The 24,508-nt window shown below is 46.9% G+C and carries 20 protein-coding genes; 10 read left to right on the top strand and 10 right to left on the bottom strand.

The window, feature by feature from the left end; translation table 11 throughout:
- Positions 1 to 16 precede the first annotated feature (16 nt).
- Together JWG88_RS01095 and JWG88_RS01100 are read right to left on the bottom strand one after the other, a co-directional pair.
- Entirely contained in the window at positions 17 to 1,945 is a 1,929-nt protein-coding gene (locus JWG88_RS01095) for a fumarate reductase/succinate dehydrogenase flavoprotein subunit (RefSeq protein WP_205231838.1), read from the bottom strand.
- A gap of 139 nt (positions 1,946 to 2,084) precedes the next feature.
- Positions 2,085 to 2,732: a succinate dehydrogenase cytochrome b subunit gene (locus tag JWG88_RS01100; protein WP_205231839.1), complete on the bottom strand. Its 648-nt coding sequence runs from the start codon at positions 2,730 to 2,732 to the stop codon at positions 2,085 to 2,087.
- 254 nt (positions 2,733 to 2,986) lie between these two features.
- On the opposite strand from JWG88_RS01100, the gene JWG88_RS01105 reads away from it, so the two are divergent.
- Together JWG88_RS01105 and JWG88_RS01110 are read left to right on the top strand one after the other, a co-directional pair.
- A complete protein-coding gene (locus JWG88_RS01105) occupies positions 2,987 to 4,594 on the top strand; it encodes a DUF445 family protein (RefSeq protein WP_205231840.1) in 1,608 nt (535 codons plus the stop codon).
- Between the two features lie 41 nt (positions 4,595 to 4,635).
- Positions 4,636 to 4,911: a DUF3781 domain-containing protein gene (locus JWG88_RS01110; RefSeq protein ID WP_205231841.1), complete on the top strand. Its 276-nt coding sequence runs from the start codon at positions 4,636 to 4,638 to the stop codon at positions 4,909 to 4,911.
- A gap of 174 nt (positions 4,912 to 5,085) precedes the next feature.
- Here the strand turns inward: JWG88_RS01110 and JWG88_RS01115 are convergent, their stop codons facing one another.
- Entirely contained in the window at positions 5,086 to 5,253 is a 168-nt protein-coding gene (locus JWG88_RS01115) for a hypothetical protein (protein ID WP_205231842.1), read from the bottom strand.
- A 127-nt stretch (positions 5,254 to 5,380) separates the two neighbouring features.
- Between JWG88_RS01115 and JWG88_RS01120 the strand changes: the two genes are divergently transcribed.
- Complete coding sequence (locus JWG88_RS01120; protein ID WP_205231843.1) at positions 5,381 to 6,052, top strand: dihydrofolate reductase family protein; 672 nt, start codon at positions 5,381 to 5,383, stop codon at positions 6,050 to 6,052.
- Between the two features lie 181 nt (positions 6,053 to 6,233).
- On the opposite strand, the gene JWG88_RS01125 is transcribed toward JWG88_RS01120, so the two are convergent.
- Positions 6,234 to 8,534 carry a nitric-oxide reductase large subunit gene (locus JWG88_RS01125; RefSeq protein WP_205231844.1) on the bottom strand — a complete coding sequence of 767 codons (2,301 nt, stop codon included), beginning with the start codon at positions 8,532 to 8,534 and terminating at the stop codon, positions 6,234 to 6,236.
- Positions 8,535 to 9,301: 767 nt separating this feature from the next.
- Here JWG88_RS01125 and JWG88_RS01130 point away from each other — a divergent pair.
- Positions 9,302 to 9,787 carry a VOC family protein gene (locus tag JWG88_RS01130; RefSeq protein ID WP_205231845.1) on the top strand — a complete coding sequence of 162 codons (486 nt, stop codon included), beginning with the start codon at positions 9,302 to 9,304 and terminating at the stop codon, positions 9,785 to 9,787.
- A gap of 154 nt (positions 9,788 to 9,941) precedes the next feature.
- Here the strand turns inward: JWG88_RS01130 and JWG88_RS01135 are convergent, their stop codons facing one another.
- From JWG88_RS01135 to JWG88_RS01160, 6 genes are all read right to left on the bottom strand, one after another.
- Positions 9,942 to 11,864: a biotin/lipoyl-containing protein gene (locus tag JWG88_RS01135; RefSeq protein WP_205231846.1), complete on the bottom strand. Its 1,923-nt coding sequence runs from the start codon at positions 11,862 to 11,864 to the stop codon at positions 9,942 to 9,944.
- Positions 11,865 to 11,897: 33 nt separating this feature from the next.
- Positions 11,898 to 13,340: an acetyl-CoA carboxylase biotin carboxylase subunit gene (locus JWG88_RS01140; protein ID WP_205231847.1), complete on the bottom strand. Its 1,443-nt coding sequence runs from the start codon at positions 13,338 to 13,340 to the stop codon at positions 11,898 to 11,900.
- Between the two features lie 413 nt (positions 13,341 to 13,753).
- The gene (gene rlmN / locus JWG88_RS01145; protein ID WP_205231848.1) at positions 13,754 to 14,812 is read right to left on the bottom strand and encodes a dual-specificity RNA methyltransferase RlmN; all 1,059 of its coding nucleotides are present in this window, start codon (positions 14,810 to 14,812) and stop codon (positions 13,754 to 13,756) included.
- Positions 14,813 to 15,679, bottom strand: coding sequence for a radical SAM protein (locus tag JWG88_RS01150; protein WP_205231849.1), 867 nt, complete (start codon positions 15,677 to 15,679; stop codon positions 14,813 to 14,815).
- A gap of 15 nt (positions 15,680 to 15,694) precedes the next feature.
- Positions 15,695 to 16,780, bottom strand: coding sequence for a 3-phosphoserine/phosphohydroxythreonine transaminase (gene serC, locus JWG88_RS01155; protein ID WP_205231850.1), 1,086 nt, complete (start codon positions 16,778 to 16,780; stop codon positions 15,695 to 15,697).
- Between the two features lie 59 nt (positions 16,781 to 16,839).
- Positions 16,840 to 17,313: a tRNA (cytidine(34)-2'-O)-methyltransferase gene (locus JWG88_RS01160; protein WP_205231851.1), complete on the bottom strand. Its 474-nt coding sequence runs from the start codon at positions 17,311 to 17,313 to the stop codon at positions 16,840 to 16,842.
- A gap of 202 nt (positions 17,314 to 17,515) precedes the next feature.
- On the opposite strand from JWG88_RS01160, the gene JWG88_RS01165 reads away from it, so the two are divergent.
- The 6 genes from JWG88_RS01165 (at position 17,516) to miaB (ending at position 24,405) form a co-directional block, all read left to right on the top strand.
- Positions 17,516 to 17,956 carry a ComEA family DNA-binding protein gene (locus JWG88_RS01165; RefSeq protein WP_205231852.1) on the top strand — a complete coding sequence of 147 codons (441 nt, stop codon included), beginning with the start codon at positions 17,516 to 17,518 and terminating at the stop codon, positions 17,954 to 17,956.
- 92 nt (positions 17,957 to 18,048) lie between these two features.
- Positions 18,049 to 18,954, top strand: coding sequence for a tRNA (adenosine(37)-N6)-dimethylallyltransferase MiaA (gene miaA, locus JWG88_RS01170; RefSeq protein WP_337833093.1), 906 nt, complete (start codon positions 18,049 to 18,051; stop codon positions 18,952 to 18,954).
- A 50-nt stretch (positions 18,955 to 19,004) separates the two neighbouring features.
- Positions 19,005 to 20,756, top strand: coding sequence for a single-stranded-DNA-specific exonuclease RecJ (recJ, locus tag JWG88_RS01175; protein ID WP_205231854.1), 1,752 nt, complete (start codon positions 19,005 to 19,007; stop codon positions 20,754 to 20,756).
- Positions 20,757 to 21,351: 595 nt separating this feature from the next.
- Positions 21,352 to 22,794, top strand: coding sequence for an adenylosuccinate lyase (gene purB, locus JWG88_RS01180; RefSeq protein WP_205231855.1), 1,443 nt, complete (start codon positions 21,352 to 21,354; stop codon positions 22,792 to 22,794).
- A gap of 6 nt (positions 22,795 to 22,800) precedes the next feature.
- Positions 22,801 to 23,025, top strand: coding sequence for a DUF4911 domain-containing protein (locus tag JWG88_RS01185; protein WP_205231856.1), 225 nt, complete (start codon positions 22,801 to 22,803; stop codon positions 23,023 to 23,025).
- A gap of 21 nt (positions 23,026 to 23,046) precedes the next feature.
- Positions 23,047 to 24,405 carry a tRNA (N6-isopentenyl adenosine(37)-C2)-methylthiotransferase MiaB gene (gene miaB / locus JWG88_RS01190; RefSeq protein ID WP_306793030.1) on the top strand — a complete coding sequence of 453 codons (1,359 nt, stop codon included), beginning with the start codon at positions 23,047 to 23,049 and terminating at the stop codon, positions 24,403 to 24,405.
- The last annotated feature ends 103 nt before the right edge of the window (positions 24,406 to 24,508 follow it).

Raw genomic sequence — 24,508 nt, forward strand, 5'->3', positions numbered from 1 at the left:
TATCGCTGGAATGCTGCTATTTATAGCTTCTCTGGCTTGGTGTAACAAATTCGAAGGTGAGTTCTTCCTTGTGCATCTCAGGCTCGACCCCATCTCCCTTGTATTCCCACACCGAGACATGAGAATAGTTTTCATCGTCACGTTTGGCTTCATTCTCTTCAGTCTGACTTTCTTCTCTGAGGTGGCAGCCGCAGGACTCCTCACGACGGAGTGCATCATGGATCATGATTTCACCAAACTCGAGGAAATCCGCGACTCGTCCGGCGCGCTCAAGAGTCTGGTTAAGCTCACTGCCGCTGCCGGGGATATAAACCTTATCCCAGAATTTGCGGCGGATTTCAGGAAGCTCCTGCAGGGCTTTTTTAAGACCTTGTTCATTCCTTGCCATGCCGCAGTTATCCCAGAGCAGTTTTCCAAGCTCCTTGTGGATCTCATCGACGGTAACCTTGCCGCTGCTGCTGCCTGTGCTGTTTTTCATTATCCTGCTGAGCCGGTCACCGACATTTTGCTGGGCACTCTTGAAAGCGGAGTCGGAATCGGAGACCTTTTGAAGCTTATTATCAGCCAGATAATTGGCAACCGCTGTGGGGATGACAAAATAGCCGTCAGCGAGACCCTGCATGAGCGCGCTGGCCCCAAGCCTGTTGGCACCATGATCGGAGAAGTTGCATTCTCCAAGGGCAAAAAGTCCTGGAATGGTGGTCATCAGATCATAATCGACCCACAAGCCTCCCATGGTATAATGTACTGCAGGAAAAATCATCATAGGTTCCTGCAGAGGGCTGGAGTCGGTAATTTTCTCATACATCTGGAAGAGGTTACCGTATTTTCTCATAATAGTAGCTTCGCCATCCCGCTGTATGGCATCGGCAAAATCAAGGTAGACGGCCAGCCCCGAGGCGCCGACGCCTTTGCCGAGGTCGCATTGTTCCTTGGCGTTTCTCGAAGCCACGTCTCTAGGCACCAGATTACCAAAGCTGGGGTATTTATTCTCAAGGTAATAATCCCTGTCGCTGTCGGGAATATCTGCAGGAGACCGTTTATCGTCCTTGTTTTTAGGAACCCAGACCCTGCCGTCATTGCGCAGACTTTCACTCATAAGGGTGAGTTTAGACTGATAGTCGCCATGAACGGGAATGCAGGTTGGATGTATCTGCACAAAACTGGGATTGGCAAAACCGGCACCATGCTTATGCGCGCGCCAGGCTGCGGTCACATTAGAGGCCATGGCGTTGGTCGAAAGAAAATAGGCATTGCCGTAGCCGCCGGTACAGAGCAGTACCGCATCAGCCCAGTGGGACTCCAGAGCCCCGCTTATCAGGTTTCTGGTGATAATGCCTCGGGCACGTCCATCGACAATCACCAGATCCATCATTTCCCGGCGGTTGAACATGTTGACGCCGCCTCCATGAATCTGGCGGGAGAGGGCACTGTAGGCTCCCAACAGAAGCTGCTGCCCGGTCTGTCCTCTGGCATAAAAGGTTCTGGAGACCTGGGCACCGCCAAATGACCGGTTGGCCAGGCTGCCCCCATATTCTCTGGCGAAGGGGACGCCCTGAGCGACACATTGGTCGATAATATTGTTGCTCACCTGCGCCAGCCGGTAGACATTGGCCTCCCTCGCCCTGAAATCCCCACCTTTTATAGTGTCGTAAAACAGACGAAAGACGGAGTCTCCGTCTGTCTGGTAATTTTTAGCAGCATTTATACCGCCTTGAGCAGCAATGGAATGAGCTCTTCTGGGGCTGTCCTGGATACAGAAAGCATCCACCTTATAGCCCTGCTCTGCCAGGGTGGCAGCTGCTGATGCCCCCGCGAGACCTGTGCCGACAACAATGATTTTAAATTTTCTTCTGTTGGCGGGGTTGACGAGCTTGTCGCTGAATTTATGGTTATCCCATTTTTCGGCTAAAGGACCTGAAGGGATTCGAGCATTGAGTTCCATATTGTAAACCTTATAATGTAGAGTAACGGTTTATGCGTGCATAGTAGAAAGTGAATATCGGTATACTCTCTACCCTGGGAGCTGCATGGTACCACAGGTATGTTTCCGCAGATAAAAAACAGGAAAAATTCCCTGGAGACTAATAATTAGCTCCGATTCCCGTCATAAAATAGAGCACGATGGAACCAAAGAAGACGAGAAAGAATCCCGGAACAATAAAAGTCAGTCGTGCGATCCCCTCGTTATATCTTGGGTGATTAACACCAAAAGTCTGCAGCATGCTCCAGAATCCATGACTCAGATGCAGCGCTAAAACACAGAAGGAAAAGAGATAGAACAATCCATAGAAAAAGTTGCCGAGCAGCTCACTGACTAAAACGGAAATTTTAGTGTCCCCGGGATTTATGCCGAAGCCGAAGACATGGATAAGAACAAAAACAAAGATGAAAAGACCGGTGTAGGGCATAGTCGAGGACGCAAAGGTATTTTCACGAACCTTGTTATAAACCGCATACTGGGTCGCCGCACTTTTACGATTCTGTAAAAAAAGCTGTATTCCAATGGTGATATGGACAAGAAAGATAACCAGAAGCCCGAGACCGAAAAGGAAAACTACCACCGGCAAACCGTGCAGGGCATCCGCATAGGCCTGAAAAGCAGCGCTGCCGAAAAAAATCGCGGCATTGCCAACCGCATGAGCAACCAGAAAGAGCATCAGCAAAAGGCCGGTAGCGGCCATGAGAATTTTTTTGCCGATGGAGGATGTAAAGAATCTGAATAGCCACATAACTAATATCCTTGGATTGAATGGTAGATGATGTATTTATCGCCTCTCATATTTATATAATTTCAAGATAAATTGAAAGAAAAGTTTTGCAAAAAAAATAGAATACGTTAATAAACACACCGCTGCACAGGTCATACAGGGAATAATAGGAATTATTATATAGTGTTTTTCTCTAATTATCTCAAGCAGAGTCACCCGCGGTTGATCCAGCTATTTCTCATTCAGTACTATTCGTTGCAGAGCCGGAGTATATAATGTTTGATGTCTCACATTTTTCCATCTATTTGCCATATATTGCTCCTCCCCTGATAGGAGCCTTTATTGGATACCTTACCAATAAGGTAGCTATCCGGATGCTTTTTCGCCCCCTTAAGCCATGGTTTTTGTTTGGCATACGGTTGCCGATGACACCAGGCGTCATCCCCTCTAAGAGGCATCAGCTCGCCATAAATATAGGAGAGATGGTCGGCAGTCATCTGCTGACCAGCCGGGAAATCGGCAAGGCCCTGCAGAGTCAATCCTTTCAAAAGCACCTCGGCAGTCTGATACAAGAGCGTGTCGGAGCAATTCTCGACCGTGATCTTGCTCCTCTGCCTGCGCTTGTTCCCAAGCGCTACAGCAGTTATTTCGGTATAGCGGTTAAGACCGTCTCTTATCAATGTAAACAGCAGATTTACAAGTACCTGCAAACCCAGGAGTTTGAACTCCTCATAACCACGGTCGTCAGAGATGGCTGCGAGCAAATCCTGAACCGGGACATAGACGAACTCATTGATGGAGAAAAGCGGGAAAAGCTCTATTCATCCCTGGATCAACTCATAAAGACAGTGCTGGCAAGCAAGAGCATGGAGCAGTGGCTTGAAGATTTTCTCTACGTGCAGACCAGCAGGATTCTTAAAAACAATAACAGTCTTGACCAGGTACTGCCGCATACGCTCACCGAACTTATCGTTGATATCGTCGAATCGAAGACCCCTGATCTCCTGGAGAAAATAGCTGAAATAACAAAAGATCCGGAAATCCAGAAAAGGATAATCGAGGCCGTCAAGAAAGGAGTTGATACATTTTCAGCAACGCTTGGTCCCATGGGAGGAATGGTTCAGAATTTTCTCAAAATAGAAACCATAGAAAAGGCAGTAAAGGATTATCTGAACAATAATGAAGAAGATATTGCCAAATGGCTGCAGGATAAGGAAGTTCAGGAGAGAGTTGCCCGATTGCTGGTTGAACGTGTTCGACATTATCTGCATGTCCCGATTTCCTCCTTTCTCCCAGAGAGTACGCAGATGAACACCAGAAAAATATGCAGGACCGTGGCGGAGCAACTTGCAACCCTGCTGCGGGAAAAGGGGACAGCCAAAGCCGTTTCTACCCTGCTGCGCGAAAATATTGAAATATATGTTGGCGGTGGCCGTGATATTCGCACCATTTTTCTGGATACAGTCGGTGAAAGTGGCCTGGAAAATCTGAAAAAAAGTGCCTCTGCCGAGGCAACTGCGCTGCTGCGATCTTCAAAGGCAAAAAATCTGGTCGATGCCACTGTAGAACAAATGCTGACAACACTGCTGCAAAAGCCTGTGGGTAAACTGACAAAACTACTGCCTGCCGGAGTCAGAGAGGGGATGTACACTTCTTTTCAAAAAATGTCATTGGCTATGCTGGCAACCGAAGTTCCCGGTCTTGTTGCTTCCCTGAATATCCAAGGCATAGTTGCCGAAAAGGTCGACTCTCTCGATCTGCTGCGCCTGGAGCGGCTCCTGCTCTCCATCATGGAGGAACAGTTTAAATATATCAATCTCTTCGGTGCGCTGCTCGGCTTTCTGATTGGCACCCTTAATGTGCTATTTCTTTATGTATTATGATACTGAAATAAGGAACCTTCTATGGTCGGCCTAAGAAAAAAATGAATGAATATCTAAGAGGACTGATTGCCAATCAATTTAGAAATACCCCTTTAGGGTTTTTGAGAATCAAAAGAAATCTTGGCCTTTACCATTTTGGAAATAATGAATTAGAAGCATTTTTAAGAAAGATTATTTTATCTGCGCCTCTGGAGGAGATAGAGGCAAACGGGAAAAATTACTACTTCAAATGTTTCGAATATAATGCAATTTTAACTATAAACTGCAGAACCTTTACTATAATAACAGCAAAACAAATTAAAAAAGCGCTGGGTTAGACGGCTTTCATCTTTCATGGAAAATGAGTCTATTAACAAAAGCGAGTCCTGCACCAACCACTTATTGAAGAGGTTCGACCTTAAAGAGACTGCTTGATCTTCTTCCTCTGTAGAAAAATGAGTTCCTGACCATCTGTAGCCTTGATCCTTGATAATTTATCGAACGATACTATTCTAGTCATTGAGGATCAGTGAAATCAGGGGAACCAGCGGAGTAGCAACGAGTTCACTATGTCTCTCTCCGGATGTTGCCGCGTTTGTGCAGGTGAATCGATGGCTAAGATTAATTAACCTGGCGTCTAGCATCGAAAGCGGTTGAAGCAACTCACAAATATCTATCATGTATCAGTGCTCCTCAAAAGATTTTTGCGTTCAGCCGGTTTCTTTATAGATTACAGAGTTCCGTTGGAATGTGCCCTCATCGATTTTATAATTTTTTTGCTATGAATCAAGAGAGGAGTGTAAACTAATGAGAAGAATAATAATCGGCGCCTTCGTTTCTCTGGACGGAGTTATGCAGGCTCCCGGCGGTCCTCATGAAGATCCATCCATGGGTTTCAAACACGGCGGTTGGGTAGCACCGCTAAGGGACGATGTTCTTGGCGAAGAAATTGGCAAGATGTTCAGCGAGCCGTTCGACTTGCTACTTGGGCGGAAGACTTACGAGATCTTCGCAGCACACTGGCCCTATGCCGAGAATGGGCCAGATGATTTCATCGCCAAGACCTTCAATTCGATAACCAAGTATGTAGCGACCAGGAAGGGCTTGGATCTGAAGTGGAAGGGGGCGTTGGCCCTCAGTAATGCATCTTCCGATGTCGCCAAGCTGAAACGAGGGGACGGGCCGGCACTCCTTACACAGGGCAGCACCGACTTGATTCAAACGCTTCTTGCGGATAACCTTGTCGATCAGATCAATATTTTTACGTTCCCGGTCGTACTCGGGCAAGGCAAGAAGTTGTTTGGCGCAGGCTCAAGAGCTGCAGCGTTTCGATTGATCAGCAGCCGAGTGTCGCCCAACGGCATTATAATCGCCAAATATGTACGCGACGGCGAGATAAAGACCGGGGATTTCTCCATGGACCCTCCCACGCCGCCAGAAGCCGCACGTCGTGAGAAGATAAAGCGAGAGGGCCAATAAATCTTCTCCAGATCGCGGGTTATGGTTGACTGGTTCATTGTCTTTAGGTTGCTGCGCCGTTCGAGGTTGGTGGCAGTTCATGAATATCTCTGGTCCGGCCATACAACAAACTGATGCAACCAATGAACAGCTTTCTTTTCACCCATTTCTCCCGAAGCCGCTTTGCCGAAGATAGATCGGCTCAAGCGGTGAATGATTCGGCCACCCCATTGGTTGGTTTTTCGCCGCGATTGCGGTAGAGAAACATGAGAATAGCCAGGTAGACCACGGGAAAGATGCCGCCGACAATGAACAGCGTATCCCCGATCATGCGCAGCCATTCAAACAGATGCACCGTGGTGCTTTGAAAAAACTCCGGCTCGCGTGCATGCCAATAGCCGTTGGCCACCGCGTCGTAAAGCTGCAAAGTCCCTATGGGAATGAGATTGACAAAAAGCATCAGAAGCAGACCGATATTTAGACTCCAGAAAGATATCGCCATGGCGCGGCCGCCGCGATCCGCCGGAATGAAATAGCGGGCCACGAACACCAAAAAGGCCACCGCCAGCATGCCGTACACGCCCATCATGGCCCCATGCGCATGGTTGGCGGTAAATTGCGTGCCGATTTCATAATAGCTGACGATAGGCAGGTTGATCAAAAAGCCGAAGACACCGGCGCCTAAAAAGTTCCAGAATCCCACTGCCACCAGGAACATGACAGCCCACTTGTGTGGAAAATCCACCGTCGAGACCTGCAGTACACTGCCGTTGGCAGTATCAGAGGGCGCTCCCAGGCGCATAAAACGCCATGCTTCCAGGGTCAGCAGTAGCAGCGGAATAACTTCCATGGCCGAAAAGAAGGCCCCAAAGGCCATATACATCGAACTCGTGCCACTGAAGTAAAGATGGTGCAGGGTACCGATGACCCCGCCGATGGAATAGAGGATGATATCCAGGTAGACGATGCGGGTGGCCACCGTCATCCGGACCACCCCGAGCAGCACGAACAAATAGGCGACCATGATGGTAGTGAACAGTTCCAGGAAATCTTCGACCCACAGATGAACTACCCAGAAACGCCAGAATTCCATGACGGTAAAATTGACATCCTTCCAGAAGGCCAGTCCTGCCGCGTAGAAGAGCGGAATGGAGAGCGCGCTGTAGAAGAACAGCCAGGGCATGTTTCCGGGGTGTTCCTGGCGCAAACGGCTTCTGAGGGCGCGAAAAACGATTACCACCCAAAAAAACATGCCGGAAACCAGCAGGATCTGCCATAACCGGCCCAGATCAAGATATTCCCAGCCCTGGGTACCCAGCCAGAACCAGGGGCCTTCGCTGGTGATCAAATTTTTGATGCCGCCTGCCTCGCCCAGCAGGCTGCCCACAACTACCACTACGAGCGCACCGAACAGCGTGATTGCCAGGGCCGACTGGTGGCGGGGTTCGCTGCCGGCGACCATGGGCGCCAGGAAAATGCCCATGGCCAGAAAGGCCGACGAAGTGAAGAAGAGAGCCAGCTGCAAATGCCACATGCGCGAAATATTATAGGGAATCCACTCATCCACAGGAATGCCGTAGAAACTACCAGGTTCAACATGGTAGTGGGCGTTCAGACCCCCAAGCAGACCCTGAGCCAGAAACAATCCGGCAACAACCAGGAAGTACCAGGCCGTGGCGCGCTGGGAGGGGGTAAGGCGGACCTCACCGGGTGGCCGGAAGGCAAGCTCATAACCTTTGGGGTCTGCGCGGTGCCAGCCTAGAAGATCATACCGGCCGATAAAGAAAAACAGCAGGCCTGCTCCGCCGAGCAAAGCAATCAGGCTCAGCACGCTCCAGAGCAATGCATCAGGCGTGGGTGTATTGGCTGCCAATGGCTCGGGAGGCCAGTTGTTGGTATATGAATATACTTCCCCGGGACGCTCGGCCGCTGACACCCAAGCCGCCCAGGTAAAGAAAACTGTCAGCCGTCGGATTTCATCGAGCGCCGTGATAGCTGGTCGTTTCAAGCCGCGTTGCTCATCAGGCTCAGAGAAGTAGTCCGTGTAAAACCCTGTCAGACCTTCGAAGGCCGCGACCTGGGAGGCCGCCAGCGTGAGTCGCTCGCTTTGCGGGTCATAGCGGTTCTGCTTGAATTCTTCTCGGACTGTGGCAATTGCTTCGTTCTCGGAGCGACCGTTCTGCTGGTGGAAATCCACCATGCGCAATCCCGCGCGATGAAGGTATTGGGCGGTGAAATCCGGCCCCAGGTAGGCGCCGTGACCGAAAATAGTACCGTACTGCATTAGACCGTATTTCTGAAAAATATGCTGCCCGGCCATAATGTCGGCACCTGTAAACAGGATCCGCCCGTCTTCGGAAACCACTTCGGAGGGAATGGGTGGGCTTTCATCGTAGACCATGTAGGACAGGACTCCGAGAATTGAGAATCCGAGCACAAAAGTCAGTATCGCCGCCCCTAACCACTTAGTAGATATCACCATGCTTTTTCCATCTTTGGACATATTCGAATCTCCTGGCTGATGGGTGGGTCCTGCTAGTATGGGTTAGCCTAAGATAATCCTACCTTGTTGTTGCTGCATATACCAGAATATTTTTAGCGAATGCCTCATCCAAAGGGGGGCGATTTCTGGATATGGAGGTACAAGCAGGAGCCACCACTCGATCAATGGGTTTTTCAGTGAGTCAGCAATAAAAATAGTGATCAACGCGGCGCCAAAGAGAACTGTGATAGAAGTGATCAAGGTTTAGTGAGCTTCACCGATTTCAGAGGCTCCATGAATTACCAGAGGCAAACTGACTCCAAGGAGCATCAGGCCATGAAATCTAAGCCTCGATCGGTTTTCAAAGAGCCAGCTGCAACGAATGTTATTTGAGTTGGCTCGGAGGTACTGCAGCTGGAAATCAGCTGCTTGAGAAACTTTTCTGGCACCTCGTGTTAATAGGTTTTGGGGCGAAAATGTCTTAATTCCATTATCTGATTACCCTTGAAACTCAGCATCTCCAGGCCTTGAGTTGAGGATTAGGGGCAATCATGTTTGTCGGGGAATAGCTCAGGAAACATATCAATTTGACTTGAAAGACATTCATCTTACATTACCAATAAGCACAATGACGCACCACAAAACCGATCCTGTTAAGGAGGCGTCAACAATGCGCACGTTAGTCGCTCATACCGGCGGTATAGTGGCTGGATGGACGGGTCGTAAATGGAGGTCAAGACACACATGGGATGCCTGCGGCGTCGGGGTCTTCACTAAGGAGAGGTGACATGGTTAAGCAAGCTAAGAACACGATCTGTCTTTGGTACGATGGCAACGCCGAGGAGGCGGCGCGGTTTTATGCCGAGACCTTTCCCGATTCGTCCGTCGACGCGGTGCATCGCGCACCTGGAGACTTTCCGTCGGGAAAGAAAGGGGACGTGCTGACCGTCGAGTTTACCGTGATGGGCGTTCCGTGCCTCGGGCTTAATGGTGGACCTGCATTCAAGCACAGCGAAGCGTTCTCATTTCAGGTCGCAACCGTTGATCAAGCCGAAACCGATTGTTATTGGAACGCAATCGTCGGCAACGGCGGCCAGGAAAGTGCATGCGGCTGGTGTAAGGACAAATGGGGAGTGTCCTGGCAAATTACGCCGATTGCCCTGACGAAAGCGGTCACCAATTCCGATCCCGCTGTCGCTAGGCGCGCGTTCGATGCGATGATGCAGATGACCAAGATCGACATCGCTGCAATCGAGACGGCGTGCCGCGGTTGAGGCTGCAATCTTTGCACCGTCCATCCAGCGCAAGGCGCGATATAACAGCCTGTTTTTGCTGGACCTTGGCTGCATCGCCTGCAGTGGTTCAACTGGTCGTAGGTCCGGCCTTGGCCAATGAACGGCAGCCCGTTACCTTAAACAACCATGCAGCTCACTCTACCGCTGCCTGTTGATCCACATCTATCTTGAGTATCTTCGCACCGGGCTGCAGCGCATCTCCCTTGCGGGCATAGACGGCAGTGACTATGCCGTCTATTTCACTAAGAATAGGGGTCTGCATTTTCATGGCTTCCATTACCGCAACTCTGTCGCCGGCCATTACCTCTTGTCCCTCATTTGCTGAAATTTCGACCACGGTCCCTGAAAAGGGTGAGCGGACATCACCAGCTTGGGCCAGATCAAGGATCTCTTCCTTGCTAAGTATCGGCATGCTTCCGGCAGCAGTGTTCTGCTGCTCTGAGAGAAAGGTGAAGACCGTGGGATGATGATCAACCGTCAGATAGACACTGGTCTCTCCGGTATCATTAACAGGGGAGGGGCCAATCTCCACCAGATGTTCTTTGCCGCTGTTGTCGCGAAATGCCAACTTCTCGCCGATATCAAAACCTCCGCGGCGAAAGAAGATGGCAGGAGACAGGACATGGGTCTTGCCGTATTCTTCTTCGAATTTGAAAAAATCAACGGCATCATTCGGATGCTGCAGGTAGAGCACCAGCTGTTCATCCGTCGGTTCTATACCAATCTGTTCAGCAAGAGCATAACGCTCCTGACCTAAGTCCATGTCAGCAATTTCTTCTGTCCCGCCACCCTCTTCCAGAATTTTACGCCAGTCATCGCCGAGAACCTTCCTGTAAATCCATTCATCCGGTTCATAAAACGGAAAAGGACCATATTTTCCCAAAAGGAGGTTGCGCAGGTCTCCGGAAGGGGTGCCGTATCGTTCTTCGCCGAGAACATTAGTTACAGCGGTAGTCCATAAAATCTGAGAACCGGGAGTGACCGACCAGAAGTTGCCGAGCTCTTTCTGAACCCGAGGTAGTTCCTTGTGCAGAATGTCGGGCATTTTATCGAGGAAATCTCCATTTACCGCCTGCTCAAGACTTGATCCCATGGCACCTCCCGGAAGTTTGTGAATCTGCACGGTAGGCTGAAACCCTTTTATCTGGGACTCGAACTGCTCATAAAATTGGCGTTGATCACGCAGGATTTCGGAGGTATCAATTATGGCCTCTTCGTGAATTGAAGGCGACTCAAATCCAAGTTCCCCGAGAGCCTGGATAACACTGAGAACGGGCGGGGGTCCGTAAAAACCGGTAAAGGCGGAATCGGCGGCATCAACTATCTTGGCACCGTTTCTCACGGCCTCGGTTATCCGGCCGATGTCGTTGCCATCGGTATTGTGGCCATGATAATGCAGAGGAACCTGCGGCAGCGACTGTTTGAGACTATTTACCAGTTCGCCTATCCGTGTTGGCGTGCCGAGGCCACCATGGTTCTTGATGCAGAGGACAATATCCTCTCCGGTAACTGAAACAATTTCTCTGGCCTTGTTAATATAGTATTGGTCGGTATGCTCCTTACCGGTGGAAAAGCAGAGACAGGGTTCGTTCAATTTTCCGGCATGGGCCACTTCCTCCAATACCGCATACATATTAGGAACATGATTGAGAAAATCGAAAGTGCGCCAAACATCGATATATTTAGCAAAATTCTGTACCGTAAAACGGATAACGTTTTGAGGATAGGGACGATAGCCAAATAAATTGACGCCGCGGCAGAGCGTTTGAAACATGGTATTGGGCATCTCCTTGCGCAACAGTTTGAGTTTGGTGAAGGGGTCAACCTGCTTGCGCAGCATGTCGACATGAATGGATGCGCCGCCGCTAATTTCCAGAGAGAAATAGCCGGCCTTATCCCGAGAAGGTGCCGCAAGCAAATCGGTGTGGAGGAGAATTCTGTTTTTGAAATCCGACTGGGAAAGATCCCGTGCGGTATTGGTGATATAGTATCCTTCCTCGCAGCGCAATGCCTCGAGGATATCTTTTACCGGTGTGTTGTGATAGATGACAGCCATAATTTATCCTGTTCTTCTGTGGGATGAGATAGATTAAGCCGCAAAGGCATTGGTTTTCTTATAATGAATTTCGGCAATAAATTTAGCCAGCTTACCGACCTCACTGCTGTCTTCGTCATACACGAAAATGAGTGGATGGGTATCGATATAGGAAGTATCGAAGTTACCGCTGACAAAATCCTTTTCTGTGGCGATATTAAGATAGAAGGGAATAGTAGTTTTCGGTCCCCGGATATGAAAATTACGCAGACAGCGGATCAACCTGCCTACCGTCTCATCCCAGGTGAAACCGTGGACGGTAAGTTTTACCAGGAGTGAATCATACACTTCCGGTATTACATAGCCCTGATAGACAAAGCCGTCGAGACGTACCCCGAACCCGCCGGTAGATCGGTATACCTCCACTGTTTTTCCCCCTTCAGGCATGAAATCATTCTTGGGATCTTCTGCGTTGATGCGGACTTCAATGGCATGTCCGCGGATTTTAACATCTTCCTGGGAGAAGGGCAGATCCTCGCCGAAAGCCAGATTTATCTGGTTGCGCACGATATCGATGCCGGTGATCATTTCGGTGACAGTGTGTTCGACCTGAACCCGTGTATTGATCTCCATGAAGTAGTAATTGAAGTGTTCATCGATGAGGAATTCCACCGTTCCCGCATTAAAATAGTTGGCGGCCTTGGCTGCCTTAACGGCTGTAATACAAATCTCATCGAGAAGATCCTGATTTTTAATCATGGACGGTGCAATCTCGATCAGTTTCTGATTTCGCCTCTGTATGGAGCAGTCCCTGGTGCCCAGGTGCACGGTATTTCCGGATTGGTCGGCAAGAATCTGGACCTCCACGTGCTTAGGATTTATCACTACTTTTTCCAGATAAATGGAATCATCGTTAAATGCCGCCAGAGCTTCGGAGCGTGCCATCGGAATCTGTTTCCGCATCTCATCATCGGAATCTATCCTTCGAATACCACGGCCTCCGCCACCCGAAGTAGCTTTGAGCATAAGAGGATATCCATGAGTGTCGGCGAAATGCAGCGCTTGCTCTATCCCCTCCTTTCCCTGGGCAAGATTTGAGGTCCCCGGTACCATAGGTATTTTGGCATCGGCCATAATCTGTCGGGCAATGACCTTATTGCCGAGGTTGTGTATTATTTCAGAGGAGGGGCCGATAAAGAGAATGTCAGCTTCTTCACAGGCTTTAGCGAAGTAGGGATTTTCTGCCAGAAAACCGTAGCCGGGATGTATGGCTGCAGCGCCTGACATTTTGGCAGCCCGAATAATCTTATCAATGTCGAGATAATCCTTTCTGGGGCCATCTCCGAGCAGAATGGCTTCATCGGCTATGCGAATATGCCTGGACATTTCATCAGGTGTTTCAAAAACGGCTACTGCCAGACAGCCTAGTTCCTGAATGGCCCGTATTAACCTGATGGCAATTTCTCCACGATTGGCTACAAGAATCTTTTTTTTCAAAATATTTCCTCTCTAAAATCAGTTCCTGTTCTCTGATAAACTTTAGTGCCTTACCCCTAAAAACTGCCACATATCAAGAAAACGAAAAACATATCAGAACTCGAATCCGCCTCAACAGCCAAGGGACTTATACCCTTCAAGGAAGTACTGTAAAGAGTCCAGTTCAGCTGGGTTAGGTAATTTTTAAGGTATTATGGAAAACGGAGAAGTCGTTTCTCAATATTTAATAATTAAATTGTATTAATCAAGTGTATCAATCAAATTTATCAGAATCTTTGGTCTTAAGGGAATATTTTGATGATGATATGAAAACAGGCCAACAGGGGGAAAAAAGATTCGGCAGGAAGGGTAATATCCGGAACGGGAACCACCTTGCAGGGCAAGGTAGAGTGAAGACGGGAAGGAACCAAGGATTAGTTGTGTTTTCCGGCAAGCTGGCCACAGGCAGCTGAGATATCAGCTCCTCTGCTGGTCCGTATAAAAACGGAATAGTTGTTTTTCCTTAGAATTTCCTGAAATGCCAGCATTCTCTCGAATGTTGGAGCTTTGTAAGGGAGATCTTCCGATTCATTATAGGCAAGCAGGTTGATCTTACAGGGGATGGACTGCAGTTGATGTGCCAGCTTACGGGCATCCCTGTCGCTGTCATTAATATCCCTGAGCAGAGTGTACTCGAACATTATGCGGCGGCGTTTAGGCATAGGGTAGGTTCTGCAGGCCTCAAGAAGCTGATCCAGAGGATACTTTTTATTAATGGGCATAAGCATATCTCTGGTTGCGTCGTCGACGGCGTGCAGTGAAACTGCCAGATTAACGGATGAGTTTTCGCCAAGCAGCCGCATTTTGGGAATTATGCCGCAGGTCGACACGGTTATGCGGCGACCAGTAAAATCAAGGCCTTTCTGTTCAGTGAGAATGGAAATAGAGGTTAAAAGATTCTCAAGGTTGTTGAGCGGTTCGCCCATACCCATAAAAACGATATTAGTTACTTCCTGTGGTCCTATACGCTGCTCTTCCGGTTCATCGAGAAGGAAATCCCGTACTGCACAAACCTGGTTGACAATCTCGGCAGGCTGAAGATTACGGATAAACCCCATTGTTCCGGTAAGGCAAAAAGAGCATTGCATGGCGCAGCCAACCTGTGACGAAACACAAAGCGTATTGCGATCAACTTCGGGAATCAATACTGCTTCGATCATATAGCCGTCATCCAGGCGAAAGCCGAATTTTACGCAGCCGTCACCGGATCGTTCTACAAGAGGATCAGCAAAGGTGGAAATAAGGGCATAATCGCCGAGGATTTCCCTGAATACTTTGGCGAGATCGGTCATTTGTGCGAATTCATGAATACCTGGTTTGTATAGCCAGGCCATGAGCTGGCGACCTCTGAAAGCAGGCTGATTGAGGCTTTCGACATATTCTACAAGGCCTTTTTGATCGAGATTCTTAAGATCTGTTTTTTTCATTTCCATCTATAAAGCGCGGTGCTCCTCGGCTATAAGCTGAATGGAGCCTGAAAGAGCAGCATCGATCAGGGAAAGCATTCTTTCCTTATCCTTTTGCAACCGTCCGGATAACTGCAGGTAATTAGAAGCGTGATTGGCATAAAACTGGACACGATCCAGAGATATGAACTGTATGACTTTTTGAAGTTCCCGCAAGAGAGAATGTGAATCCGGCAAAAAGAAGCGCTCTTCCTGAATATCGATAAACAATTTTGTGCCTGGAATAGGCATTACGGTGAGGGCTGCAATCTGTCCTGGTGCCATTCGAGTGAGTACCTTGCCTGTATTTTCGGCATGTACCGCAGAAAGTTCCCTGCCGGCAATGCCTAAAAGCAGGGTGACCGAGAGAAAAAGGGCGCACTCTGTTATCCTGTCTGCCGCCGCTATCATCGAGCGTGAGGTTTCCCCTTTTCTGATACTGCTGAGAATCCTGTCGTCTCCGCTTTCCAGACCAAGATATACCCTATCCAGACCCAGGGATTTAAGGTGCAGCAATTCTTCTTTGGTTTTTGATCGAATCGCACGGGCATTGGCATAGAGTGAGATTCTGTTGACCCATGGAAGCTCATGCCGGATTTTAATAAAGATGTGCAGCAATTGCGCAAACGGTAGAATAAGGGCGTCACCATCGGCGAGGAATACTCTCTTTTGGCGCCGGCAATACTGCGCTGCAAACTCAATGTCGGCATCAATGGATTCATGACGAATTCTGAAAGGCTTATCTTTGTAGGCTCCGCAAAACGTGCATTTATTATAGGAACATCCGGCCGTCACCTGAAGAATGATCGAATTTGCTTCACTGGGAGGCCGGATGATATTGCCTTCATACTGCATAGTTTATATTAGCGCTTAGGCGGGATTATTCTTCTGGAATTCCAGCATAAAGCGGCTGAGTGCAACGACGCCTTCATGTGGGAAGGCATTGTAAATTGAGGCCCGGCAGCCACCAATGGAGCGATGTCCCTTGAGCCCGTTCAAACCTTTTGCGGCAGCCTCTTGTATGAAGGCGGCTTCCAGTTCCGCTGTCGGTAGATTAAAGGCGATGTTCATCATTGAGCGGGAATCTTTCAGAGCATGGCCGCGATAGTAATCACCTGCATCGATTACATCGTAGATAAGCATGGCTTTTTCTTTGTTTTTCTTCTCAATAGCTGCGATTCCACCATTATTCTTGAGCCATTTCAGAACGTTTCGAATAATGTATATCGAGAAAGTAGGGGGGGTGTTGAACATCGAGTCCTTATCGGCATGAGTTTTGTACTTCAGCATTGTCGGAGTGTTTTCAGGAACACGGTCAAGCAAATCATCCCTGATAATGACTGTTGTCGCTCCTGACGGTCCCATATTTTTTTGTGCCCCGGCAAATATAAGACCGAATTTGCTGACATCGAAATTGCGGGAAAGGATATCGGAGGACATATCGCTGACCAGCATCTTCTCAGACTGGGGAATGGGATCGAACTGGGTGCCGAAGATGGTATTGTTGGAAACAAAATAGAGATACTCGGAGTCAGCGGAAACGGCGTACTCATCGTCTGTGGGGACCCTGTTGAATTTCTCGTTCTCACTTGAAAAGGCTACCTCGATATTGCCGAAAAGCTGTGCCTCTTTTATCGATTTCTTGCTCCAGGTGCCGGTGTTGAGATACGTTGCTTTTTTACCGCCGCCGAGAAGGTTCATCGGCACCATAAAAAATTGGCTTGATGCTCCTCCCTGGAGAAAAAGGACTTTATAATTTCCTGGAATTCCAAGTAATTCACGCATAAGTTCTTCTGCCTCGGCGGCAACCCGCATGAACTCCTTGGATCGGTGGCTGATTTCACAGATGCCGATGCCGGAATTATCAAAATTAATGATATCTTCACGTGCCTGCTGCAGAACTTCAAGAGGGAGTGTGGCAGGTCCCGGACTGAAGTTATAAATTCTCTCACCCATTGGCTGGTTCTCCTTGTATGTGTTCTTTAATATATAGGACAGCGATCTATTGTAGTTTTTCAGATTCCCCTGACTTGCTGACGAATAGCTTCATAGACAACGATACCTACGGTCATCGCAAGATTGAGGCTTCTGATATTGGGGTTTGCCATTGGTAATGTATAGCTTCTTTCCTGATAGAGTTGAAGAATTTCTTGCGGTAATCCCTTGGTTTCTTTTCCAAAGATCAAGAAATCACCAGCTTTGAATGTCGCTGAAGTGTATGATTTACTCGTTTTAGTCGTAAAAAAATAGAGATTTCGTTCATCCTGCTCTTCGAGGAACTTCTCCAGATTCGGCCAATGGACTATTTGTACATGCTTCCAATAATCCAGACCGGCACGTTTGAGGTGCTTATCGTCCGTTGAAAAACCAAGTGGATGGACAAGATGGAGGACGCAATCCGTAGCGCCGCATAATCTGGCAATTGACCCGGTATTAGGTGGAATCTCGGGTTCAACCAGAACAATATTAAATGAAGGTATTGCAGGCATAGTAGGGGTGCACTTTATTCATAACTGTGATAAAAAGTAGAATTTTATACCGGTCAAACAGATATAAGACAATAGAAAAGGTATCGAATTCTCGGGTATTGCTGGGAGGAATAGGTAATTAATTGTATTTATGGTACAATTTTGGACATCTTTTTCAACTTAAAAACTTTATCAACCGCAGTTTACGGAATAATGCACTGCCATGACAAATTGCCGCTCAAAAAATGACGATACAAATCTATGCAAGATTCACATCCTCGCTCTGCTTGCAGTATGTATCGGTGCCATCATGTTCTTCAGAGGCGGAGGGGGTGAGGATTTTTTTCAAAGCCAGGGGGAAACTTCTTTTCTGACCTGGAAAGAGTCACAACTACTACTGACCTCCGCAGACAATAAAGAGATAGACGACAATACAGCCTTGCCTATTAATCTGCGGCCTATATTTTTTCAACCGATACCTTTTAACGATGCCGGCTATGACCTGCTTCTTACCATTCCGGGCGTCGGTCCCAAAACCGCAGCAGACATGCTTGAAAAAAGATCAGAATTTGGAAAATTCAACAGAGCGGAAGAACTTGTGGTGATACGAGGAATAGGAGCCAAGAAAGCCGAGTTTTTAAAGAAATATTTAACTTTTGAGTAAATAGGGTTTAGTACCTGGACAGAGAGGAGAATTATGATAAATAAAAAAAATTGCCGCTAATGACTTCGAGTAAATTTCCAATAAAAGCCCCTGTGATTGTGCTGGTCGGACCAACGGCAATAGGCAAGACGGCCCTCTCTCTTGAAATTGCCGACAGGTTCGGCTGCGAGATAGTCAGCCTCGATTCCATGCAGATATACCGTCACATGGACATTGGTACTGCAAAGGTTTCCCCACAGGAAAGGGAACATACCACGCATCATCTTATCGATGTTGTCAATCCTGATGAACACTATGACGCCAGTGATTACGTGAGAGATGCCCTTGAAGCAATTGTCGGGATTCATCAAAGAAAAAAAATTCCAGTGGTAACCGGGGGCACCGGGTTATATCTTCGTGCATTAATCGAAGGTTTATTTAAGAGTGGTGCAAGTTTTCCGGAATTACGTGAGGAACTGCACAGAAGACTGGAGACGGAAGGGAGCTCGAAATTACATGAAGAGCTTCTGTCAAAAGACCGAATTACTGCACAAAAAATCCATAAAAACGATACTCACAGACTCATTCGGGCTCTGGAGATTTACCATGGAACCGGAAAGAGTTGGAGTGATCATATAGCGGGGCATGCCCGGGAAAAAGGTAAGATAAGATTCGAACACATTATCCGACTTGGCCTAACCTGTGAACGTGAGCTTCTTTATCGCAGGATAAATGAGCGGACCTCTTTGATGCTGCGGCAGGGACTGCGAGAAGAGGTACTCAAGCTGCTGGCTCACTATCATCGTGATCTCAAGTCCATGCAGTCTATTGGCTACCGCCATATGGCCGAACATTTACTCGATGGCACCCCGATAGAGAAGACAGAGGAGTTGTTGGCCAGAGATACCCGCAGATACGCAAAACGGCAATACACCTGGTTTAAAAAAATGAATATCGAATGGTTTGAAACTGCTTCTCACCGGAAGATAATTACAAGAATACAGAATTTTCTCGGCTAGAAGTGTGTCGGAGAAGTGCAATTTTTCCTCAGATTTACTTAAAACCCATCATGAAATCTTTGACAGAAAGATATTGGCGCCTTCCTCTGCCGTACATCGCCTCAGCGGACGAAAAAACATTAGCCGGGAAGTTCGGGGTAGAACCGGAAATTATCAAAATCCTGAATAATAGAGGACTTAGCGAGAAGAAGGAGATCGAGAAATTTCTCTATCCAACTCTGTACGATCTTGAGAATCCTTCAGAACTGCTGGGGATGGCGGAGGCCTGCGCCCTTGTTTATCAAGCATTGATTGAAGAACAGGAGATTATCATCTGGGGAGATTATGATGTCGACGGAGTAACAGCAACCTGTGTGCTTGTTTCCTTTTTTCAAAGCCTGCAGATCAAAGTACGTTGGTTTATACCCAACAGGTTTACGGATGGATATGGCCTGGAACTGCAATCACTTAAAGTGTTACTTGAAGAATGTTCATCGTCCAATCCCTTGTTGATCACGGTGGACTGCGGCATTTCCAATGATGAGGAAGTTGCGTTTGCACGGTCGCGAGGCTGCAGGGTCATAGTGACGGATCACCACGAACCGGGGGAGGGGAATTGTTCAGCTGACGCAGTCATCAATCCTAAACAACGTGGTTGTCAATTTAAGGATAAGAATATCGCCGGAGTAGGCCTTGCCTTTTATCTGGCTATGGGGATACGGGCCTTTCTTGAGAAAAAGATGTTTTTCAATAGGGTGGTCATTAAGCCTAATCTAAAACAATTACTTGAGCTCGTGGCTATTGGTACCATTGCTGATATGGTGTCTCTGACCAACTGTAACAGAATTCTGGTTAAAGCTGGTTTTGAAGTTCTCAACATCAGTCCCAGTCCGGGAGTTGCTGCCTTGCTGGAAGAATGCGATATTCGCTCAGCCAACATTACTGCAGAAGATATAGCTTTTCAGGTGGCCCCTAAGATAAACGCAGCCGGCAGACTTGAAGAAGCAGGCTTTGCCGCACATCTCTTACTGGAGAATGACCCAGCAATAGCTAAAAAGCTGGCGAGGAAATTATCAAATCTTAACAAGAAGCGTAAAGAATTGTGCGAAGAATGTCTAGAAACAACATTAACTAATATAGAATATAGTTTGAATTCAAATGATCATTGCTGTATAGCGAAAGTCGATTATTCCATAGGAATACTCGGAATTGTAGCATCTCAGATCGGAGAGAAAACAGGAGTGCCGGTTATATTGGTAACATCGGCAAATGATAAAAAACTGGGCAGGGTGCTCAAAGGCTCATGCAGGTCAATTCCAGGCATAAATATTCACCAAGCATTGAAAAATTGTAAAGATTTCCTGATTAAATACGGGGGGCATCCAATGGCCGCCGGAGTAACTCTGCACGAAGAAATGTTTGACGATTTCAGAAATGCATTTTCGGCACAGCTATCCGAACTCTCTTCCATGCCGGCAGAACCTAGGGAGGTCGATCTGGAAATGGAGATGGAAAAGGTTCTTTCGGCAAAGATAATACAGCAGATGCAGATGCTGGAGCCTTTTGGGGTAGACAACGAAAAACCGATTTTTATCGATAGAAACATAATCTTGCAGGATATCAACAAGCTGGGCCGCAATGGTGATCATTTATCTTTTCGCAAACGAGGCAGGTTCAAGAGTTTGAAATGTGTCGCATTCCGGTTTGGTGAATATGAAAACATCATTAAAAACAGTCCTGAATTCAATATGATCTATACCATTTCCATCTCAAGATATAAGAAAGCGGCCAAGTGGCAGGCTCAACTGGTGGATTTTCTTTAATGATGAAATCATTCCCGGCTAACGCAACTTAGAAATCCTTGCTTTCGTTCTAAATATCATATATTTCTAGATATTTAAGTATTCACTAGTCGAATTTTCCCTTTCTCTGGCTGCAATATTTTGATCTACAGCTAATTCCTTCCTGCAGAATTACACCCAAAACTCGGCTACGTCGTAAAAATAGGCTAGTCAGCCTGAATAGTAATTATTCCCCAGCAGGCGAACCGGAAAACCTGCCGGATCGCCGAACATTAATTTCGAATGAACTCCATCAAAACCTGGAGAAAGCGAAATCAAAAATAAGATGAGCGGGGAGAAACAGGAATTACATTAAAAATGTTCCTATGTAACTGTATTAACATATTATGCAAATACTATACATAATATATATTATGCGACATTGTATATATATCGATTCCAATTATAAATCTGGATGATCTTTTGCGGTTTCTCTTTTTAGCCAAAAATGGTAAGTAAAAACGCTCAGGTTGATTACAGGTGGAGATTTTTCCAATGCAATCTAATTATTATATTTGCTTGATTATGCGGAATAACAATAATATATTTTCCAGCGCTAAAGTTATTTGGAGATTTCATGCGTAGAGATATTTACCAGGAACCACTTGTGGGACGCTATACGAGTACTGAAATGCAGTTTCTTTTTTCTGAAGAGTTTAAATTTACTACTTGGCGGAAATGCTGGACTGCATTGGCGGAAGCGCAATTCGAGTTGGGCCTTGATTTAATAGATGGTGAGATGATTCGCCAGATGAAGGAAAATCAAAGCAACATCGATTACGAAGCCGCCTCACAAAAGGAAAAAGAGATTCGGCATGATGTTATGGCCCACGTCTTTGAATATGGTACTAAATGTCCTAAAGCTGAAGGTATTATTCATTTAGGAGCAACCTCGCAATTTGTTGTCTGCAACACCGATTTGATTATCCAGAAAAAGGCCCTGGAACTTATCCGGCGCGGGCTCCTCCAGGTAATACAGAATCTCTGCGATTTCTCGTATGCTCACAAAGACTTGGCCACTCTGGGATTCACACATTACCAACCTGCCCAACCTACCACTGTCGGCAAGCGAAATACCCTCTATATCCAGGACCTTATTTTGGATCTCGAATATATTGATTCTTTTCTCAAACAGATACGTGCTCGTGGCGCAAAAGGAACAGTCGGTACACAGGCGACTTTTCTGGAGCTTTTCAAAGGTGATCACAAAAAGGTTCGAGCGCTTGATCAACGAGTTGCTGAAAAGCTTGGATTTAACAAGACATTTGCCGTCACCGGTCAAACCTATAGCAGAAAATTGGACTGTAAATTAGTCGAATCACTAGCCGGAATTGCCACAACGGCACATAAGTTTGCTGTTGATCTGCGATTGCTGTCTAATCTCAAGGTCCAGGAAGAACCTTTTGCCAAAAACCAAACCGGCTCTTCTGCCATGGCTTACAAACGGAATCCTATGCGATCAGAACGGATGACCGGACTATGCCGGAAACTTATGGGACTCCCGACAAATTTTATGGGAACCTATGCCAACCAGTGGTTCGAGCGTACTCTTGATGACTCCGCCATTCGCAGGATGGATATCCCTCAAGCTTTTTTATTAAGCGATGCAATATTGAAGCTTTTTGTGAATATTACCTCGGATATGGTTGTATATCCGAAACAAATAGAAAAGCATTTACGTGCCGAACTCCCCTTCATGGCCACTGAGAAAATATTAATGGCGGCAGTGGAAAGAGGCAAAAGCCGGCAGGTGATGCATGAAGTGGTCAAGGAACATTCTATCGCCGCAGGGAAAAAGGTAAAGGAAGAAGGTTGCGAAAACGACCTTCTTCTTCGCCTTGCCAATGATCCAGCCATTCCGTTTGATCTTGCCGAGCTCGAAGAATTGATCTCGCACTATGCTTCTTTTACCGGACGAGCCTCAGAACAGGTGCAGGAATATCTCGACGAAGTCGTTCTGCCGCTTCTAGAGGAAAATAAAAATCGTATGGCAGCCATTGACTCCTCCTTGAGTGTCTGAGAAATTATGCAGCCAACACAAAATTTGGAAGTGATATATCTGCAAATTCGAACGGATAAGTTTTATTATCTCAAATTTATTCTCGAGGCTTATGATGGTCTGGCAATCCTGTCCAGTTCTGGGATTCGTAAAGATATTGTTTTGGTGAGATATCCTGGTGAATTGCGGCAAACAGTGTTTGAACTCCTCGCTTCAATCGCCGCCCAAATAAACCCTTACGGGAAAAATTAAGCCCCCTACTTTCTCTATATTATGTCCTCGTCATTTTTTATTAAAACCTTTGGTTGCCAGATGAACGAACGCGATTCTGAAATCATTGCCCAATCCTTGCAACAGCATGATTACGTTGAAGCTCTGGATATGGATTCTGCCGATCTTATTGTCCTCAATACGTGTTCCATACGCGCAAAGGCAGAGCAGAAGGTCATGAGTTTGCTTGGCTATCTCCGTAAAAATAAAAAGCGGAATCCAAAATTGAAAATTTGTGTGGCTGGATGTGTTGCTCAGCAGGAAGGCAAGGCTTTAATAGAGCGAATGCCTCATGTCAATCTGGTAGTCGGAACTCAGCATATCAACCAGATTCCGGCATTAATTGCCAACACCGACAAACACAGCCAGGTGGCAACCGAACTCAAAACTGATTATCAGATCCCTCGGTTCATTCCGGAAACGGAAACACACGATAACTGGGAAGCACCTCAATTCTCGGGCGGTAAAAGACCTTTTAGTAAATTTGTAACCATCATGCAGGGCTGCAATAATTATTGTACGTATTGTGTTGTTCCGCATACACGCGGGCGAGAAGTGTCTCGAATGTTCAAAGACATAGTTGATGAAGTTAAAGTATTGGTTGAATCAGGTGTGCAAGATATCACCCTACTTGGCCAGAACGTCAATTCCTATGGATTAACCAATCAGGTAAGCGATGATGGTTCCGCGTGCTCCTTTCCGCAGCTTCTGAAAAAGGTCTCTCAGGTGCCTAATTTGAAAAGGCTTCGTTTTACTACTTCAAATCCCAAAGACCTGTCCCATGATTTGATGAGATGCTTTAGGGATCTCCCCAACCTTTGTCCGCAGTTTCATCTCCCTGTCCAATCCGGCTCCGATAAAGTACTTAAACGGATGAATCGTAAATATACCATGGAGAAATATATACAACTCGTCCAGGACCTACGAGAATATTGCCCTGAGATCATTCTGACTACGGATATTATAGTTGGTTTTCCCGGGGAAACGGAGGACGACTTTCAAAAGACCATGGAACTACTGGAGATTGTCCGATTTGATGGCTCTTTCTCGTTTAAATATTCCGACAGACCGGGTACTTCGTCCGTCAAGCTCGCCGGGAAAGTTGATGAAGAAGAAAAATCTCGCCGATTACGGCTTTTTCAAAATAGGCAGAACGAAATATGTCTGGATCAGAATAACAAGCATATAGGCAGGATATATGAGGTAATGGTTGAATCTGGAAGTGCAGGAAAATATCAGTGCCGATCCATCACCAATCATATCGTCCATATAGAGGCTCCTTCCATCTTTGAGCCAGGCAGCCTGATATCAGTCAAAATCCATCATGCAGGGCACCACTCTCTCCAGGGAAAAGTTTTATAGTTGCTGGCCCCGAATGTATTTTGAACATTCAAGGCCTCCTTCTGATTGTCCTATCTTTTTTATTGAGTTATTTTCTCGTATAACTTTCACTCCTTAGATCTTT

It is taken from the genome of Desulfopila inferna (assembly GCF_016919005.1).
GTDB lineage: Bacteria > Desulfobacterota > Desulfobulbia > Desulfobulbales > Desulfocapsaceae > Desulfopila_A > Desulfopila_A inferna.